This window comes from Blautia sp. AM47-4, from assembly GCF_003479865.1.
GTDB classification, from domain to species: domain Bacteria; phylum Bacillota; class Clostridia; order Lachnospirales; family Lachnospiraceae; genus Fusicatenibacter; species Fusicatenibacter saccharivorans.
The window spans coordinates 24,034-40,942 of sequence record NZ_QUHY01000027.1 but is presented as its reverse complement, the minus strand read 5'-3'; the positions used below and the strand labels follow the sequence as shown (position 1 = coordinate 40,942).

12 protein-coding genes, 1 tRNA gene and 1 pseudogene are annotated in these 16,909 nt (G+C 51.7%); 5 read left to right on the top strand and 9 right to left on the bottom strand.

Going from position 1 to position 16,909, the window contains the following annotated elements:
* Window positions 1-22: 22 nt before the first annotated feature.
* The 4 genes from DW965_RS15175 (at window position 23) to DW965_RS15160 (ending at window position 2,306) form a co-directional block, all read left to right on the top strand.
* Window positions 23-94, top strand: a tRNA-Gly gene (locus DW965_RS15175).
* 81 nt (window positions 95-175) lie between these two features.
* On the top strand, window positions 176-1,024 hold the full coding sequence (gene nudC / locus DW965_RS15170) for an NAD(+) diphosphatase (protein ID WP_117509657.1): 849 nt from the start codon (window positions 176-178) through the stop codon (window positions 1,022-1,024).
* 127 nt (window positions 1,025-1,151) lie between these two features.
* Window positions 1,152-1,469 carry a thioredoxin gene (trxA, locus tag DW965_RS15165; protein ID WP_117509658.1) on the top strand — a complete coding sequence of 106 codons (318 nt, stop codon included), beginning with the start codon at window positions 1,152-1,154 and terminating at the stop codon, window positions 1,467-1,469.
* A 153-nt stretch (window positions 1,470-1,622) separates the two neighbouring features.
* Window positions 1,623-2,306, top strand: a complete 684-nt coding sequence (locus DW965_RS15160) for a Crp/Fnr family transcriptional regulator (protein WP_117509659.1) — start codon at window positions 1,623-1,625, stop codon at window positions 2,304-2,306.
* Between the two features lie 72 nt (window positions 2,307-2,378).
* On the opposite strand, the gene DW965_RS15155 is transcribed toward DW965_RS15160, so the two are convergent.
* Window positions 2,379-3,407 (bottom strand): S66 family peptidase, encoded by a 1,029-nt coding sequence (locus DW965_RS15155; RefSeq protein WP_119198576.1) that lies wholly within the window; start codon window positions 3,405-3,407, stop codon window positions 2,379-2,381.
* A 13-nt stretch (window positions 3,408-3,420) separates the two neighbouring features.
* Entirely contained in the window at window positions 3,421-4,116 is a 696-nt protein-coding gene (locus DW965_RS15150; RefSeq protein ID WP_117760495.1) for a YigZ family protein, read from the bottom strand.
* 205 nt (window positions 4,117-4,321) lie between these two features.
* Between DW965_RS15150 and DW965_RS15145 the strand changes: the two are divergent.
* Window positions 4,322-6,439 (top strand): annotated as a pseudogene (locus DW965_RS15145) (transglycosylase domain-containing protein); the annotation flags it as partial.
* Between the two features lie 570 nt (window positions 6,440-7,009).
* On the opposite strand, the gene DW965_RS15140 reads toward DW965_RS15145, so the two are convergent.
* From DW965_RS15140 to DW965_RS15110, 7 genes are all read right to left on the bottom strand, one after another.
* Window positions 7,010-7,954, bottom strand: a complete 945-nt coding sequence (locus DW965_RS15140) for an ROK family glucokinase (RefSeq protein WP_117760497.1) — start codon at window positions 7,952-7,954, stop codon at window positions 7,010-7,012.
* Between the two features lie 4 nt (window positions 7,955-7,958).
* Window positions 7,959-8,894, bottom strand: a complete 936-nt coding sequence (hprK, locus tag DW965_RS15135) for an HPr(Ser) kinase/phosphatase (protein WP_022463126.1) — start codon at window positions 8,892-8,894, stop codon at window positions 7,959-7,961.
* 94 nt (window positions 8,895-8,988) lie between these two features.
* The gene (uvrC, locus tag DW965_RS15130) at window positions 8,989-10,848 is read right to left on the bottom strand and encodes an excinuclease ABC subunit UvrC (RefSeq protein WP_119198575.1); all 1,860 of its coding nucleotides are present in this window, start codon (window positions 10,846-10,848) and stop codon (window positions 8,989-8,991) included.
* A gap of 92 nt (window positions 10,849-10,940) precedes the next feature.
* The gene (gene ftsH / locus DW965_RS15125; RefSeq protein WP_055219748.1) at window positions 10,941-12,842 is read right to left on the bottom strand and encodes an ATP-dependent zinc metalloprotease FtsH; all 1,902 of its coding nucleotides are present in this window, start codon (window positions 12,840-12,842) and stop codon (window positions 10,941-10,943) included.
* Window positions 12,843-13,029: 187 nt separating this feature from the next.
* Entirely contained in the window at window positions 13,030-14,046 is a 1,017-nt protein-coding gene (gene galE, locus DW965_RS15120) for a UDP-glucose 4-epimerase GalE (protein WP_022463123.1), read from the bottom strand.
* Window positions 14,047-14,119: 73 nt separating this feature from the next.
* A complete protein-coding gene (gene galT / locus DW965_RS15115) occupies window positions 14,120-15,613 on the bottom strand; it encodes a UDP-glucose--hexose-1-phosphate uridylyltransferase (protein ID WP_055219747.1) in 1,494 nt (497 codons plus the stop codon).
* A 40-nt stretch (window positions 15,614-15,653) separates the two neighbouring features.
* Window positions 15,654-16,823: a galactokinase gene (locus DW965_RS15110; protein ID WP_022463121.1), complete on the bottom strand. Its 1,170-nt coding sequence runs from the start codon at window positions 16,821-16,823 to the stop codon at window positions 15,654-15,656.
* Between the last annotated feature and the right edge of the window lie 86 nt (window positions 16,824-16,909).

Below are 16,909 nucleotides of genomic sequence, written 5' to 3'. Positions count from 1 at the left end.
CTTCATCCAAAAGGATGTATATGCGCGAGTGGCTCAGGGGTGGAGTACAACCTTGCCAAGGTTGGGGTCGCGGGTTCGAATCCCGTCTCGCGCTCTTTTTATTACCGAAATTTCTTCACAGGAATTTCGGTTTTTTGTTTTTCCAAAAACTTTTTTACCAAAGAAAGGAATTCTTATGATTCAGGACATTGCTCCGCATAAATATTATGTAGATTACCAGCCTTCTGTTCCGAACGATACGGATCTTGTTTTAATTTACGGTCATCATACAATTCTGTGCAATTTCGAAGATCCCGAGATCTGCTACCCTTCCATTGCGGAAATTGCAGCTGTTTTTCCGGAGATTAAAGAAAAGGCAAAATTTCTGTTCCGCATTGATGAGACGGACTATTATGAACTGCGCAGTCCGCAGCTTCCGGAATTTGGCATCTGGAAATACGAAAATACACTAATTCTTCGCAGCGCCGTTCCGGGATGGCTCGGGTTTGCCGGTATCACCGGTTACCAGATCCACACCTGGTACACCGACCACACCTACTGCGGCCGCTGCGGAACGAAGATGCATGCGCCTGGAAATGAACGCGCGATGCAGTGCCCTTCCTGCGGCGCGCTCTCCTATCCGGTCATCTGCCCGAGCGTCATCGTTGCCATCACCGACGGTGACCGCCTGCTGCTCACGAAGTACGCACCTTCCCACAGCAGCCACCGCCAGTACGCCCTCGTGGCCGGCTATACCGAGGTCGGTGAGACGCTGGAACAGACGGTGCACCGTGAAGTCATGGAAGAAGTCGGATTAAAGGTCAAAAATCTGAGATACTATAAGAGTCAGCCGTGGTCCTTCAGCGGCTCGCTGCTCGCCGGATTTTACTGCGATGTGGACGGCGATCCGTCCATTACCCTCGACCGCGAGGAACTCTCCGTTGCCGAATGGTTTGACCGCGATTCTCTTCCGGAGACGCCGAACCTCATCAGTCTGACCGGTGAAATGATCGAATGCTTCCGCCAGGGAAAAGAACCGAAATAAAAAATAAGAAATCATTTTGTGACTTAGTCACAGAACTTCCCGTTCTGCTGTGGTATTCTACAGTCACAACAGAAAAACACTTACCGGGAAATAAAAAATCCCGTTTTAAAAAAGGAGGACTTCTATTATGTCATTAATTCATGTTACATCCGAAAACTTTGAAAAAGCTCTGCAGGCAGCACCTGGCGTTGCCGTTGTTGATTTCTTTGCTACCTGGTGCGGACCGTGCAAAATGCTCGCCCCGGTCATCGAAGAGGCAGCTGAGGATATGCCGGAGATCCAGTTCTACAAAGTAGACGTTGACGAAGCACCGGAGCTGGCAAGATCCTTTAAAGTCATGAGCGTTCCGACCCTCGCTTTCTTCAAAAACGGCGAACTCGTAAAGAAAAACGTCGGCGCCGTTTCCTATGAGGAGCTGGAAGAACTGATTAACTCTGTAAAATAAACAGCGTAATATTGGAAATGCAAGAAAAAACGTATCGGCACAAAAACCGATACGTTTTTTCTTGCATTTCTTTCCGTTCTTTTCTATCATGGAAGAAACGGCTGCTGCCGTAGTTTACAAAAGAACGTTCTTCTTCCGAAAGGAGTTTTATTTATGTCATCTTTTCTGGAATCCTGTTTTCAGGAGCATTATCCATTTTATTCAAAGCTTACCGCCGATGAACAGCAGACACTCGTGCTCTCTTCCGTCCTGACGACGTATCAGCGCGGCGATTTTCTCTACAGCTGTGACGATGACTGTCTCGGCGTTCTGCTTGTCCTCTCCGGCAAGCTCCGCATCTTTATCCAGTCCGGCGAGCAGCGGGAAATTACCCTGTTTACCACCGGTCCCGGCGAAGTCTGCACGCTGTCTGCCTCCTGTGCGATGCAGGAAATCAGCTTTGATATTCTGATTGAGGCCGAGGAGGAGACGAAAGTTCTCATCACTCCGGCCAGCACGTTCCGCAGACTGTTGAATCAGAATATTTACGTTGAAAACTACATTTACCGGGAAACAACGGAGCATTTTTCCGAAGTCATGTGGGCGATGGGCCAGCTCCTCTTTACGCGGCTTGACCAGCGCCTTGCCGGATATCTCGAGGATGAACGCATCCGCACCGGTTCCCCGGTGCTCTCCACCACGCACGAACAGATCGCGCGGAACCTCGGCAGTGCCAGAGAGGTCGTTTCCCGCACCTTAAAGTCGTTCGAGAAAGACGGCATCGTCGCACTCTCCCGCGGCACGGTCACGATTCTCGATGTCAAAAAGCTCCGCGGCATCTGCCGGATGCGCCGATAGTTCTTCTACGCGCGCAGACATTTTCCCACAGGCTCTGCCCTGCCGCTCGAGAAAATATTTTTCAAAAGCGTTCTAACGGCACTCCATCTTAATTTCAATCTCATTTCCTTCCACGGCCACCTTCGCATAACTTCCGACGATCAGCGGCATCGCCGGATGAAGGTGTCCGATGTCGAGATCCATCACGATCGGCACGTTGTATTTTCCAAGCAGATCCGTCACGGCGCGGTACTGGTCGAGTTCCCCGAATTTCTGTCCGAACTGCAGCGGGCGGCCAATCAAAAAGCCTTTCACATATTGGAACCAGCCGGCGTGCTCCATCTGCCAGATTGCGCGGCGGATCGCAAAGACGTTCAGATCGCACGCTTCCAGAAACCAGACAAAACCGTCCTCTTTATATTTTTCCACAAAATCAACCGTTCCGTCGTACTTCGTTCCAAGAATATTGACGAGACAGTCGAGACAGCCGCCGATGAGCCGTCCCTCAAATGCACTGTCCGCATCCGGGAAGCGGCGCAGAACGCGCGGTTCTGTAATCTGGTACGGCAGATACGGATTTTCCTCGCTTCTGCCCTTCGCATCGTCTCTTTCCCATCCCTCATAGCCGCGGACGGTACGCACTTCTCCCGTCAGTACGCCAAACGCATCCGCTACGGATTTATGCCACGGCTCCATGCCGAAATCACTCGCACACGGACCGTAAACAGCCGCCGTATCGCAGATGGTCGGCAGAAGATACATAAAATGCGTATTGTCAGAATAGCCGAGATACCATTTCGCCGGTGCCTTTCTGATCTTTTCAAAATCCACGTAATCGAGATCCTCGCACATCAGCTCTCCGCCGCCGCAGGAAATCAGACAGTCATTCTTCTCACTGACATAATATTCCGTCAGCTCTTTTCCGCACTCCTCCGGTGCCGCGCTGATTCCGATGCCGTGCTCTGCATAGCAGTTTGGCCCAAGATCCAGCTGATATCCCATCTCTTTCCATTTTTTCTGTGCATTTGCAAACGCGGACTTGTATGGCTCTGTTGTGCATCCAAACGATGGTGCCACAAAGCCGATCGTTCCGCCCTTTTTCAGATTTTCCGGAAACCTCATGTCGCATCCTCCTTTATCCTAATTCTTCTGCCTCCAGATTCTTATACTGCGTCAGCTCATCCCCGAAGATCAGCTCTCCGTCGTTCTGCGCAAAGTACAGCTCCTCTTCTTTTTCCAGTTTTGCCTTTCCGTTCGTCCCCTCGGTAATCTCCGCGCAGAGACGGTCCACCTCCGTTTTCGGAACGAGAACGCGGATTTTCACCTGATCGGTGTACTCGGATTCCAGAATCGGAATCCCCCGCTGGCCGAGCAGATACTGGATTTTACCGATGCCGTTGTAATCCGTCTCAATCAACAGCCGCACGCCGCAGATCTCGTCAATCAGAACACTGTTTGCCAGCCCCTCCTGCACCGCCTGCGAGTACGCGCGCACCAGGCCGCCCGTTCCCAGCAGCGTACCGCCGAAATACCGCGTCACCACAACAAGCACATTGCGGAGGCCTGCTCCCTGTACCACATCGAGCATCGGCCGCCCTGCCGTGCCGGAAGGCTCCCCGTCGTCGCTGCAGCGCACCGTCTCCTGATTTTCTCCAATAATATACACAAAACAGTTATGCCGCGCATCCCAGTATTTTTTCCGCAGAGCTTCCAGGCAGGAAAGTGCCTCCTCCTCAGATTCCACCAGACGCACCGTCGCAATAAAACGTGATTTCTTCTCCACGATTTCCCCGGTTCCACCCCGGTAAACCGTCCGAAACTGATCGATCATATGTCCTTACTCCTTCACCCAAATATGTACCTATCTTACCATATCATTTCTGAAAAATCAGCATTCTTTTCAGAAATACTTTTATTCCAGCCCTTTGTTTGGTATAATAAAAATAAGTATACCCTGCTTTTTGCAGGGCAGGAACACCATTGATTACTGAACTGAATCAGTTTTGCAGGAACATGACATAAGGAGGATTTTCTATATGCACTTTGGAAAAAGTCATCTGGAAGACAAACGTGAAGATCTGCGGTCCCATTACGGAAAGATTGAAAAGACGGCCGGCGTGACGGCGCTGCGCATCGCGTTCTGTCTTCTTCTTGTCGTTCTCGTCTGCGGTGCCGGGCTTGTGATCGGCGCTGTCCGCGGCGTGATTGACAGTGCCCCTGATATCTCGGAGGCAAATATCATGCCGCTCGGCAACGCGTCGTTTATCTACGATGCTGACGGCAACCAGGTACAGAAGCTGACCGGGGCTCAGGGAAACCGTGTCTCGATTTCGATTGAGGAGATTCCGCTCGATATGCAGCACGCGATCGTCGCGGTTGAGGATGCCCGTTTTTATGAGCACAACGGCATCGATCCGAGCGGTATCATCCGTGCTTTCGTTGTCGGCGTCAGCCACGGCTTTCATTTTACCGAGGGCGCCAGCACGATCACACAGCAGCTCTTAAAAAACAATGTTTTCACTGACTGGATGGAAGAGACGCGGATGCAGAGCTTCAAGCGGAAGATCCAGGAACAGTACCTGGCGCTGAAGCTGGAAAAAACACTGACCGCAGAGGGTGAAAACGCCAAAGACGTTATTCTGGAAAATTATCTGAATACGATCAACTTAGGTTCCGGCTGCTACGGTGTCCAGACGGCAGCGCAGACGTATTTCGGAAAGGATGCAAAAGATCTGACGCTCTCTGAATGCGCCGTTCTTGCCGCAATTCCAAAGGCGCCGACGGCATATAATCCGAAAAACCACCCGGAGAAAAACCAGCAGCGCCGCGACAAGATCCTGAACAACATGAAAGAGCAGGGCTACATCACCGAAGAAGAATACACCATTGCCATGAACGACAATGTTTACGACCGCATCGCCATGCACACGCAGTCCCAGGCGGAGAGCGCGCCGTACTCCTACTTTATCGATGAAGTCATCACCAACCTGATCAACGATCTGATGGTACAGAAAGGCTACACCGAAGTGCAGGCAAAGAACGTTGTCTACAGCGGCGGCCTCAAAATCTATACCACACAGGATTCCTACATGCAGTCGATTCTCGATACGGAATTCCAGAATCCGGAGAACTTCCCGGCGAACACGCAGATCGGTCTCGACTGGGCGCTCACCGTAGAGCAGGCAGACGGCGAGGTACAGAACTACAGCAAAGAGATGCTGCAGCTCTACTTCCGCAACAGCGATCCGAATTTCGATCTGCTCTTTGACTCCCAGGAGGAGGCACAGAGCTATATCGACCAGTACAAAGCCGCTATCATGCAGGAGGGCGATACGATTGTTGCCGAGCGCAGCAGCTTCACCCCGCAGCCGCAGGCGTGCATGACCGTTATGGACCAGCGCACCGGTTACGTGAAAGCCATCGTCGGCGGACGCGGCGAAAAAACAGCAAGTCTTACCTTCAACCGCGCAACCGATAATTATTCCCAGCCGGGTTCCACGTTCAAGATTCTTTCCGCGTACGGACCGGCGCTCGACCTTGGAAAGATTACACTCGCTACGGTAATTAAGGATGAGCCGTTCAACTACAGTGACGGCACACCGCTGCAGAACTCGGATCTTACTTACCATGGTGATGTTACCGTCCGCCAGGCGATCATCAATTCCATCAATATCCCGGCCGTCAAGGTACTGACCGAGCTTACGCCGAAGGTCGGCTTTGATTATCTGAAGAAGCTTGGTTTTTCCAAACTCTCCGAGGAATACGATGTGATCCAGCCGCTGGCTCTCGGCGGTATCACCTACGGTGTCAGTGATCTCGAACTGACGGCAGCCTACGCGGCAATCGCAGACGGCGGCCAGTACCGCAAGCCGGTGTTCTACACAAAGGTTACCGACAGCAAGGGAAATGTTTTAATTGACAACACAGAAAACAAGGCAACGCAGGTCTTCAAGGCAAGCACTGCCTCCCTCCTCACCAATGTCATGGAGGATGTTCTGGAAAAAGGTACCGGTGTTGCCGCCCGCCTCGACAATATGCACGCAGCCGGAAAAACCGGTACGACGAATGAGGCCAAGGATCTCGTCTTTGCAGGCTTTACACCATATTATACCGCTGCCATCTGGGCAACGTATGATACACACGCGGAGTTTCCGGAGAGCGACCGTGAATTCCACAAACGTCTCTGGGCAAAGGTCATGAATGAAATCCACGAGGCCTTGCCGATATGGATTTCGAAACTTCCGCAACAGTACAGGAGGCAACGATCTGTACGAAGACCGGCCTGCTCGCCCGCTCAAGCTGCCCGTCCATCACCGAATACTTTGCGGTATCCGATCTGCCGACCGAGCGTTGCAAGGGCCACTACACCGCGCCGGCCTCAACACCGACGCCGACCAGAACCCCTTCTGCAGCATCAACTCCGCAGGCAACCCCGACACCGACGGAGGCACCGCAGGAAACTCCGGCTCCGCCCGAAACACCTGCCGATCCGCCTTCTAATACACCGGAGACTCCTGACACACCGGAGACTCCTGACACACCGGAGACCCCTGATGCACCGTCAGAACCGGATACCCCGGCGGAGATATCGGAAGTACAGCCGCAGTCCGAAGAGAGCGGCTCTTCCGAATAACTTTTTCAGTCAGTCTATACACAAAAAACCGGCCCTCTGGCATATGCCAGCAGGACCGGTTTTTCTATACTTCTTTTTCCATCTGAATCAATTAGTCAATCAGCATTTTTGCTGCGCCGTAGATACCAGCATCGTTTCCAAGGGAAGCGAGTACGATCGGGGTATCTTTGCATGCGATGAATGCTGCTTCACGGTAGTATTTAGCTACGCCGTCGATCAGGATCTGGCCTGCTTTGGATACACCGCCGCCGACTACGATAACTTCCGGGTCAACAACGCATGCGAATACTGCAAGTGCTCTTCCGAGGTACTCGGAGAACTCCTGAACGATTGCTTCTGCTGCTGCATCGCCTTCTTTTAATGCATCAAAGACAGCTTTTGCACTGATGGACTCTCCTCTTTCTCTTAAAGAAGACGGAGTATCATGGGATGCCAGATATTTCTTTGCCAGACGAACGATACCGGTTGCAGATGTCATCTGCTCGAGGCATCCGTGGTTTCCGCAGTTGCAGACCGCTTCTTCTTCCGGCTCAACACATGCATGACCAACCTCGCCGCCTGCGCCGTGAGCACCTGCTACGATCTTGCCGTCCACGATGATTCCGCCGCCGACACCGGTTCCAAGGGTAACCATAACCAGGTTCTTGCTTCCCTTTCCGCCGCCTGCCCACATCTCACCGAGAGCTGCTGCGTTTGCGTCGTTTGCTGCTTTTACTGCCATTCCGCCGAGTTCGTCGGAAAGCTCTTTTACGATATTTTTATATCCCCAGTTCAGGTTGACTGCGATGGAAAGCTCACCTTTGTCATTAACCGGGCCAGGTACGTCAATGCCGACACCGGCAACATCATCTGCTGCGATACCCTTCTCAGCCATTTTTGCTTTTACGCTTTTTGCGATATCCGGCAGAATTTCGCTTCCGCCGTTTTCGGTGCGGGTCGGGATTTCCCATTTTTCCAACAGAGTTCCGTCTGTCTGGAACATTCCGCATTTCACTGAAGTACCCCCAACATCGATTCCAAATACATAGTTTGCCATTTTCTTACTTCTCCTCTCTTTTTTTCACTAAGTTAGCCTGTACACGGCGGTACAGCTCCTGTGCGGCATTGTAGCCCATCTTCTTCTGTCTGTGGTTGACAGCAGCGGTTTCTACGATGATCGCCAGGTTACGGCCCGGACGGATCGGAAGGGAATGGCAGACAACCTTGTTTCCAAGGAACTCAATATACTCTTCTTCCAGGCCCAGACGGTCGTATTCTTTCTCTTTGTCCCACTCTTCAAGCTTGATAACAAGGTCGATAGACTGGGTATCCTTTACGCTCTCGACACCAAACAGCGTCTTGACGTCGATGATACCGATACCGCGCAGCTCGATAAAGTGACGCGTGATATCCGGTGCCGTTCCGACCAGCGTAATGTCGCTGACACGGCTGATTTCAACCACATCATCGCTGACGAGACGATGGCCTCGTTTGATCAGCTCCAGTGCAGCCTCGCTCTTTCCGATTCCGCTCTCGCCCATGATCAGAACGCCCTCGCCGAATACATCGACCAGCACGCCGTGGATGGAGATCATCGGGGCAAGCTGGACATTCAGCCAGCGGATGATTTCAGCCATGAAAACGGAAGTCGATTTGTCTACCGCAAAGGCCGGTACCTGATAACGATTGCACAGCTCCAGAATTTCCGGTCCCGGAATCATCTTCGTGGTGAAAATGACACATGGGATCTTGCGGCTTACAAACTCTTCAAACGCGCGGACGCGCTCGCTCTCTTCAAGATGCTGCAGATACGTGAACTCTACATAACCTATGATCTGCACACGCTCATTGGCAAAATGCTCATAGTAACCGGTCAGCTGCAGTGCAGGACGGTTGATATCCGGTGTGGCAATGACAAGATCTGTCATATCAACCTCTGGTGTCAGGTTGCGGAGATCCATTTCCTCCACCATTTTGGTCATTTCAATTTCTTTCATTTTCCTGTCCTCCGACTTCATTCGACGTCTTTTTAAATCCGTCTCTTCTATGATTTTAGCACAATAAAGCATCACGGGCAACCTAGAAATTTAACTATTTTGACGAATCCTCATTTTCCTCCTGTGCAAGTGCGTGAAAGAATGTGTAGACCTGCTCCGCCGCCTTTTTATTCATGCCCGGAAGTCCGGAAAGTTCTTCCACGGTTGCCGCCTTGATATCATCAATTCCCTGAAAGTGGCGCATCAGTTCTTTCCTTCTTGTCGGCCCGATGCCCGGGATGTCGTCGAGAATCGAGTGGACCTGACCCTTGCTCCGCAGCAGGCGGTGGTATTCGATTGCAAAGCGGTGCGCCTCGTCCTGCACGCGTGTGATCAGTTTGAAGCCCTCGCTGTTCCGGTCGATCGGGATTTCCACGTTTCGGAAATACAGCCCCCTCGTGCGGTGCTTGTCGTCCTTTACCATACCGCAGACCGGAATCGCAAGATCCATTTCTTCAAGCACCTCAAGCGCAATGTTAACCTGGCCGCGTCCGCCGTCCATCATGATCAGGTCCGGCAGCCGCTCGAAACCGCTGTCCTCCTGGATGCCGCGCAGAAAACGGCGGCTTAAGACCTCTTTCATACTGGCGTAATCGTTCGGTCCCTCGACGGATTTGATCTTGAATTTTCGGTAATCGGCGCGCTTTGGCTTTCCTTTCTCGTAGACGATCATTGAGCCGACCGACTGGAAACCGCTGATATTGGAGATATCGTACGCCTCGATGCGGTCGATCGACGGTAGGTTCAGCCATCTGGCGATCTCTTTTACGGCACCGACCGTCCGACCCTCTTCCCGCTTGATCCGCTCGCGGTCCTGGTCGAGAACGATCTGTGCGTTCCGCTCTGCCAGTTCCACCATTTTTTCCTTGCTGCCCTTTTTCGGCACGCGGATGCGGACCTTCTGGCCCCGTTTGCTGCTTAAATACTCTTCCATCAGCTCCTGCTCGGCAATCTCCTCGGAAATCATGATTTCCCGCGGGATGAACGGCGTGCCGGAATAGAACTGTTTCATAAACGTGAGCAGCACCTCGCTTTTCTGCTCCTCCTCGCCAATCCGCAGATAATAATGCTCCCGCCCGATCAGCTTTCCGTTCCGGATAAAGAAGACCTGCGCCACCGCATCCTCTTTGTCCATCGCAAGCGCAATGACATCCTTGTCCTCGCCGTCACTGTTCGTAATCTTCTGCCGCTCGCCGATCCTGCGCACGCTGTCGATCAGATCACGGTACTCCGCCGCCTGCTCGAACCGCATCTCCTCAGCCGCCTCCGTCATTTTTCCAGTCAGCTCTTTGATCATGTCATTGTAATTTCCATTCAGAAAACTGATCGCCTTTTTGATCTGCTCGCCGTACTCTTCTTTGGAAATGTATCCCTGGCACGGCGCCTTACACTGGTGGATGTGATAGTAAAGACACGGGCGGTCCTTGCCGATCTCCTTTGGCAGGCTCTTATTGCAGGAACGGATATCGTACAGCTTCCGCAACAGTTCGATCGTATCTTTCACAGCTCCGGCGCTCGTGTACGGGCCGAAATATTTCGCCTTGTCCTTCTTCATCTGATGGGAAAACAGAATGCGTGGAAAATCCTCGTTCACGGTCACCTTAATGTACGGGTACGCCTTGTCATCTTTCAGCATCGTATTGTATTTCGGACGGTGCTCTTTGATAAGGTTGCACTCCAGCACGAGCGCCTCCAGTTCGGAATCCGTCACAATATACTCAAAACGGGCGATATGCGTGACCATCCGCTCAATCTTCGGCCCTTTGTTGCGGCTCGTCTGGAAATACTGGCGGACACGGTTTTTCAGCGAAATCGCCTTTCCTACGTAGATAATTGTATCGTCCGCGTCGTGCATCAGATAGACGCCGGGTTTCCCCGGCAGTTTTTTCAGTTCTTCCTGGATATCAAACGCCATATGACCCTCCTCTTTTTGGGACTGTAATGTTGAAAATGCCCAGCGTGCAGAGATCGTTTTCTCTGCTCCCGCCGGGCCTTTTCGCTTTCTTTTTATACTTCTGGATTTTCAACCGCTTCTTCCGCGTTTCCATTCCGTTTTGCAATCACCTGATGAAAAATCTCCATAAATTCTTTTCCGGTGATCGTCTCTTTCTGGATCAGGTAAGCTGCGATTTCATCCATCGCATCGCGGTTAGCTGCCAGAAGTTCTTTTGCCTGCTCATACGACTCTTTCAGGATCTTCATGACCTCGTGGTCGATTTCGGTTGCTGTGGCATCGCCGCAGTTTAAGACCATTCTTCCGTCGAGGTACTGATTCTGCTGGGTCGCAAGACCGATCAAACCGAATTTCTCCGACATACCGTACTGCGTGATCATCGCGCGGACAATCTTCGTCGCTTTCTCGATATCATTCGAAGCTCCCGTTGTCACGTTGCCGAATACGATCTCCTCTGCCGCTCTTCCACCGAGGCATTCGACGATCATCGCCTCGAGTTCGCTCTTCGTGTTGAGGTATTTCTCCTCCTCCGGCACCTGCATGACGTAGCCGAGCGCACCCATCGTACGCGGCACAATCGTGATTTTCTGTACCGGCTCGGAATCCTTCTGCAGTGCAGTAACAAGTGCGTGGCCTACCTCGTGGTAGGAAACGATCTTTCGCTCTTCCTGGCTTAAGATGCGGTCCTTCTTCTCTTTTCCGACGAGGACAACCTCGACTGCCTCGAGAAGATCCTTCTGGGAAACGGCTTTTCTTCCGTTCTTGACCGCAAGAATCGCTGCCTCGTTGATCATATTTGCAAGATCAGAACCAACGGCTCCCGATGTCGCAAGTGCGATGCCGTCGAGATCAACCGTCTCATCGAGCGATACGTTCTTGGCGTGTACTTTCAGGATTTCCACACGGCCTTTCAGGTCCGGTCTTTCTACGATAATCCGGCGGTCAAAACGGCCTGGACGCAGCAGCGCCGGGTCAAGAACCTCCGGGCGGTTTGTGGCCGCAAGGATCAGAATACCCTTGGAGCTGTCGAATCCGTCCATCTCGGCGAGGAGCTGGTTTAACGTCTGCTCCCGCTCGTCGTTGCTGTTGTAGCTGTTGTCACGGCTCTTTCCGATCGCATCGATCTCATCGATAAAGATGATGCACGGTGCGTTTTTCTTTGCTTCCTCAAACAGGTCACGCACACGCGATGCACCGACACCGACGAACATCTCGACAAATTCCGAAGCGGACATCGAGAAAAACGGTACGTGCGCCTCACCGGCTACGGCTTTGGCAAGCAGTGTTTTTCCGGTTCCAGGAGGGCCTACAAGAAGCGCTCCTTTCGGAAGTTTTGCACCGATTGTCGTGTATTTTCCAGGGTTATGCAGGAAATCCACAACCTCCTGGAGCGATTCTTTTGCCTCGTCCTGTCCCGCAACATCGCGGAATGTCACGCCGGTTTCTTTCTGTACGTAGGCCTTTGCTCTGCTCTTTCCTACGCCCATGACTCCGCCGCCTTTGTTCATGCTGCGCATCACCCATACCATGACAGCGACAAGCATCACAACCGGCAGAATGACGGTCAGCAATGTGTAAATGATCGTTCCGGTAGAATCCGGCGGATCTTTGTGGTACGTAATGCCTTTCTCCTGTAACAGATCGACCAGCTCCTGCTCATCTCCCATCATCGTTACCTGATAGGTGATTCCCTCCGATTTCTGGTCTTTCGGCGTTACGGTCAGTGTTCCCGATTTCAAGACAACTTCCTGCACTTCATCGTTGTTTACCATGTCCAGGAATTTGCTATAGTCAAGATCCTCGGAAGTAATTCCCCCAAGGGCATTGTTCAGAAGTCCCATCACCATCAGGCTGACGAGGAGGCAGATCAGGATAATGAGTATCGTCTGTCTGTTTTTCGGTCCTCCCCCGGAGCCTTTTTCTGGTTCCCGGTTCTGATTTTTTCTATCGTCCATGCTTTTCCTCCTTGTATGTCAAACCGCCCCTCTTTTTTTACGGACACTTTAACTCTTACATTATATCGGATTCCCTCTTAATTAGCAAGCCGGACTTTGTGAAAAAAGACTGAATTTATCTATACAAAAACGGCCCGCCGACACTCTTTCAAGTATCGGCGGACCGCCAGATAACGCTCACATTACATTAGTCGTTATATCCGTTCGGATTCTTCTGCTGCCAGTTCCAGGAATCGGCACACATCTCCTCGATGCCGTACTCAGCCTCCCAGCCAAGCTCCTCTTTTGCTTTGTCGCATTTGGAGTAGCAGGTTGCGATATCACCATCACGGCGCGGTTTGATTTCGTATTTCAGCGGATGGCCGCATGCTTTCTCGAATGCGTGGATCACATCGAGTACGCTGTAGCCTTTGCCGGTTCCGAGGTTGTAAATGGAAACGCCCTCGTTGTCAGCCAGTTTCTGGATGGCTTTTACATGGCCGCGTGCCAGGTCAACAACATGGATGTAATCGCGGACACCAGTTCCGTCCGGAGTATCGTAGTCATCACCGAAAACGCCGATGCACTCGAGTTTTCCGATGGCAACCTGTGCGACATACGGAAGCAGGTTGTTCGGGATGCCCTTCGGATCCTCTCCGATAAGGCCGCTCTTATGCGCTCCGATCGGGTTGAAGTAACGAAGCAGGATAACATTCCATTCCGGATCTGCGGTGTGGATGTCGGTCAGAACCTGCTCGAGCATGCTTTTTGTCCAGCCGTATGGGTTGGTCGGGGTTCCCTTCGGGCACTCCTCGGTGATCGGAATCTGTGCCGGATTGCCGTATACGGTTGCAGAAGAACTGAAGATGATGTTCTTTACGCCATGGTTTCTCATCTCATCGCAGAGAATCAGGGTTCCGGTCATGTTGTTGTGATAATATTCAATCGGTTTATGTACGGACTCGCCGACTGCTTTTAAGCCTGCGAAATGGATGACAGCGTCAATTTTCTCGTTGTCGAAAATTTTCTTTACGCCTTCGCGGTCCAGCATATCGGTTTTGTAGAAGGTTACTTTCTTTCCGGTAATCTGTTCTACACGCTCGATGGCTTTCTCGCTTGCATTGTAAAGGTTGTCCATGACAACAACGTCATAGCCTGCGTTCAGCAGTTCCACACAGGTGTGGCTTCCAATATAGCCTGCACCGCCAGTAACTAAGATTTTCATTTTGGTATCCTCCATGTTTTCCTTCGCTGCTGCTTTTTTGCCGCAGCGGGTTAATTGAAGCATTTAGTTTATTCTACAACGTTTCCATGAATTTTGCAAATGCACTTCTGCCTTCCTCGGTGCACTTGTAAACGCCGGCATCCTCGAGTACGCCGACAAAGACTTTTCCGACTTCCTCTTTCAGGATATCCATCACATTTTCGCTGTTCAGCTCCGGATGGCGCGGCAGGAATTCGTCTACCCAGTCGGCATGTTTCTCCAGCTCTGCGACAGCGCGGACATCTTTTCCCTCTACAAGGCATTTGGAAAGCTCTTCCAGCTCATCTTTTAAGCGCGCCGGCAGAATCGCAAGTCCCATAACCTCAATAAGGCCGATGTTCTCTTTTTTGATGTGATGATACTGTGCATGCGGATGGTAAACACCGAGCGGGCATTCGTCCGTCGTGATGTTGTTGCGCAGTGCCAGATCGAGTTCGAACGTATCGCCCACTTTTCTTGCGATCGGCGTGATCGTGTTGTGCGGCTCTCCGTCAGTCTCGGCGAATACAAACGCATCCTCATCCGTGTAACCTCTCCAGCAGTTCAGGATATGCTCTGCCAGATCGATCAGCCGTTTCTCATCTTTGTGGCGGATCCGGATGACGGACAGCGGCCATTTGACGATGCCGGTTTCCACATCCTCGTATCCTTTGATGGTAAAATGGCGCTCGATCGGCGCTTTCGCCATTGCGAAGGTATAGTGACCGCCCTGATAATGATCGTGGCTTAAAATGGAGCCTCCCACGATCGGCAGATCCGCATTGGAACCGATGAAGTAGTGCGGAAACAGCTTGATAAAGTCAAACAGCTTCACAAAGGTCGCGCGCTCGATCTTCATCGGGTTATGCTGGAAATTGAACACGATGCAGTGCTCATTGTAATACACATATGGCGAGTACTGGAATCCCCACTCCGTCTGATTGATCGTCAGCGGAATGATGCGGTGGTTCTGGCGCGCCGGGTGGTTGACGCGTCCCGCATAGCCCACATTCTCCTTGCAGAGCAGGCATTTCGGATAACCGCTCTGTTTTGCCAGTTTTGCAGCCGCGATCGCCTTCGGGTCCTTCTCCGGTTTGGAGAGGTTGATCGAGATATCGATATCGCCGTAGGCACTCGGTACGCTCCAGCGGATATCCTTTGCGATGCGGTATCTGCGGATGTAGTTGGAATCCTGGCTCAGTTTGTAGAAGTAATCGGTTGCCTCCTGCGGGCTCTTCGCATAGAGTTCCTCAAACTTCTTTACCACCTCTCCCGGGCGCGGCATCAGGCAGTCCATCAGTTTCGTATCGAACAGATCGCGGTAAACGACGCTGTTGTGTTCGAGAAGACCGCGCTTAGCTGCATCATCAAGCAGTTCATTTAAAGTCTCTTCCAGATCCGGGGTCTCCGGAATCTGCTCCGGCTCTTCGTAATCGGAAATCTGCATGACTTCCAGAATCCGGTTTGTCGCATAGATTTTATCCAGTCCCGAAACAAGACCGGCATTTTCTCCATATTTTACCAGTTTTGCAATACTCTCGTTAATCACTGTAGCTTCCTCCCTGCTGCCGATCCAGCTTTTTTATTTCTTATTTTAATACGCCTGCGCCGTCTCCGATGTCTACGACATAGAAGTCTGCGGCATAGCCGATTTTTTCTTTGTAAGCTGCGCCTACTTTTGCGATGAAGTTGTCAATATCTTCTGTTTTTACGATGCTGACGGTGCATCCGCCGAAGCCTGCGCCTGTCATACGGGATCCGATGACACCCGGGCAGTTCCATGCTTCTTCCACAAGAGTATCCAGCTCGATGCCGGTTACCTCATAGTCATCACGCAGGGAAACGTGGGATGCGTTCATCAGCTCGCCGAATTTTGCGATGTCGTTTGCCTTTAAAGCTGCAACGGCCTGAACGGTTCTCTGGTTCTCGTAAACAGCATGTTTTGCACGTTTCTGGCGGACCGGATCTTTGATGGCATCTTTCACTGCCTCAAACTCTTCCTCGGTCAGCTCGCCAAGGCTCTTGATGTCTTTGACTTTCTGAATCTCAGCCAGAGCAGTCTCGCACTCGCTGCGGCGCTCGTTGTATTTGGAGTCGCCAAGGCCGCGTTTCTTGTTGCTGCAGGAGATGACAATTCTTGCGCCTTCCAGTTTAACCGGTGCGTACTCATATTTCAGATCGCTGGTGTCAAGGAAGATCGCACAGTCCTTTTTGCCCATGGCGATGGCGAACTGATCCATGATACCGCAGTTGACGCCGTTGTAGTTGTTCTCGGAGAACTGGCCGTACAGAGCGATGTCGATCATGGAGATGGTGTCGTAGCCGAACATGTCACGCAGCATTACGCCGGTTACGGTCTCAACGGATGCGGAAGAGGAAAGGCCGGAGCCGTTCGGAATGTTTCCGTAGAGCACGATATCGAAGCCCTGCTCTACCGGGAAGCCCTTCTGGCAAAATGCCCACATCATTCCCTTCGGATATGCGGTCCAGTTGCCTTCTTTTCCCATCAGGAATTCATCGAGAGAAGATTCTACCACGCCGAGTTTTTCAAAGTTCATAGAGTAAAAACGAAGCTTTCTGTCGTCACGTTTTCTTGCTGCCATGTAGGTTCCGATGGTCAGTGCGCATGGAAACACGTGGCCTCCGTTGTAATCCGTGTGCTCACCGATCAGGTTCACACGTCCAGGTGCGAAGTAGGTGCGGATGTCGCCCTCTCCCCCGAACAGTTTTGCAAAACAATCCAGTACCTGCTGTTTCATTTTGTTGTCTCCTTTTCTTTTTGGTGTGTTGTTTTCGTGGTTTCGTTTTGTGTGTTGTGTGTGTTGTGTGTTTTTTCTTATCTTCT

Bases quoted from the DNA above. Each gene is read 5' to 3' on its own strand.
- DW965_RS15150 (WP_117760495.1), bottom strand. From the start codon at position 4,116: ATGATCGATCAGTTTCGGACGGTTTACCGGGGTGGAACCGGGGAAATC.
- ftsH (WP_055219748.1), bottom strand. From the start codon at position 12,842: ATGGACGATAGAAAAAATCAGAACCGGGAACCAGAAAAAGGCTCCGGG.
- DW965_RS15110 (WP_022463121.1), bottom strand. From the start codon at position 16,823: ATGAAACAGCAGGTACTGGATTGTTTTGCAAAACTGTTCGGGGGAGAG.
- nudC (WP_117509657.1), top strand. From the start codon at position 176: ATGATTCAGGACATTGCTCCGCATAAATATTATGTAGATTACCAGCCT.
- trxA (WP_117509658.1), top strand. From the start codon at position 1,152: ATGTCATTAATTCATGTTACATCCGAAAACTTTGAAAAAGCTCTGCAG.
- hprK (WP_022463126.1), bottom strand. From the start codon at position 8,894: ATGAAAGAAATTGAAATGACCAAAATGGTGGAGGAAATGGATCTCCGC.
- uvrC (WP_119198575.1), bottom strand. From the start codon at position 10,848: ATGGCGTTTGATATCCAGGAAGAACTGAAAAAACTGCCGGGGAAACCC.
- DW965_RS15160 (WP_117509659.1), top strand. From the start codon at position 1,623: ATGTCATCTTTTCTGGAATCCTGTTTTCAGGAGCATTATCCATTTTAT.
- DW965_RS15140 (WP_117760497.1), bottom strand. From the start codon at position 7,954: ATGGCAAACTATGTATTTGGAATCGATGTTGGGGGTACTTCAGTGAAA.
- DW965_RS15155 (WP_119198576.1), bottom strand. From the start codon at position 3,407: ATGAGGTTTCCGGAAAATCTGAAAAAGGGCGGAACGATCGGCTTTGTG.
- galE (WP_022463123.1), bottom strand. From the start codon at position 14,046: ATGAAAATCTTAGTTACTGGCGGTGCAGGCTATATTGGAAGCCACACC.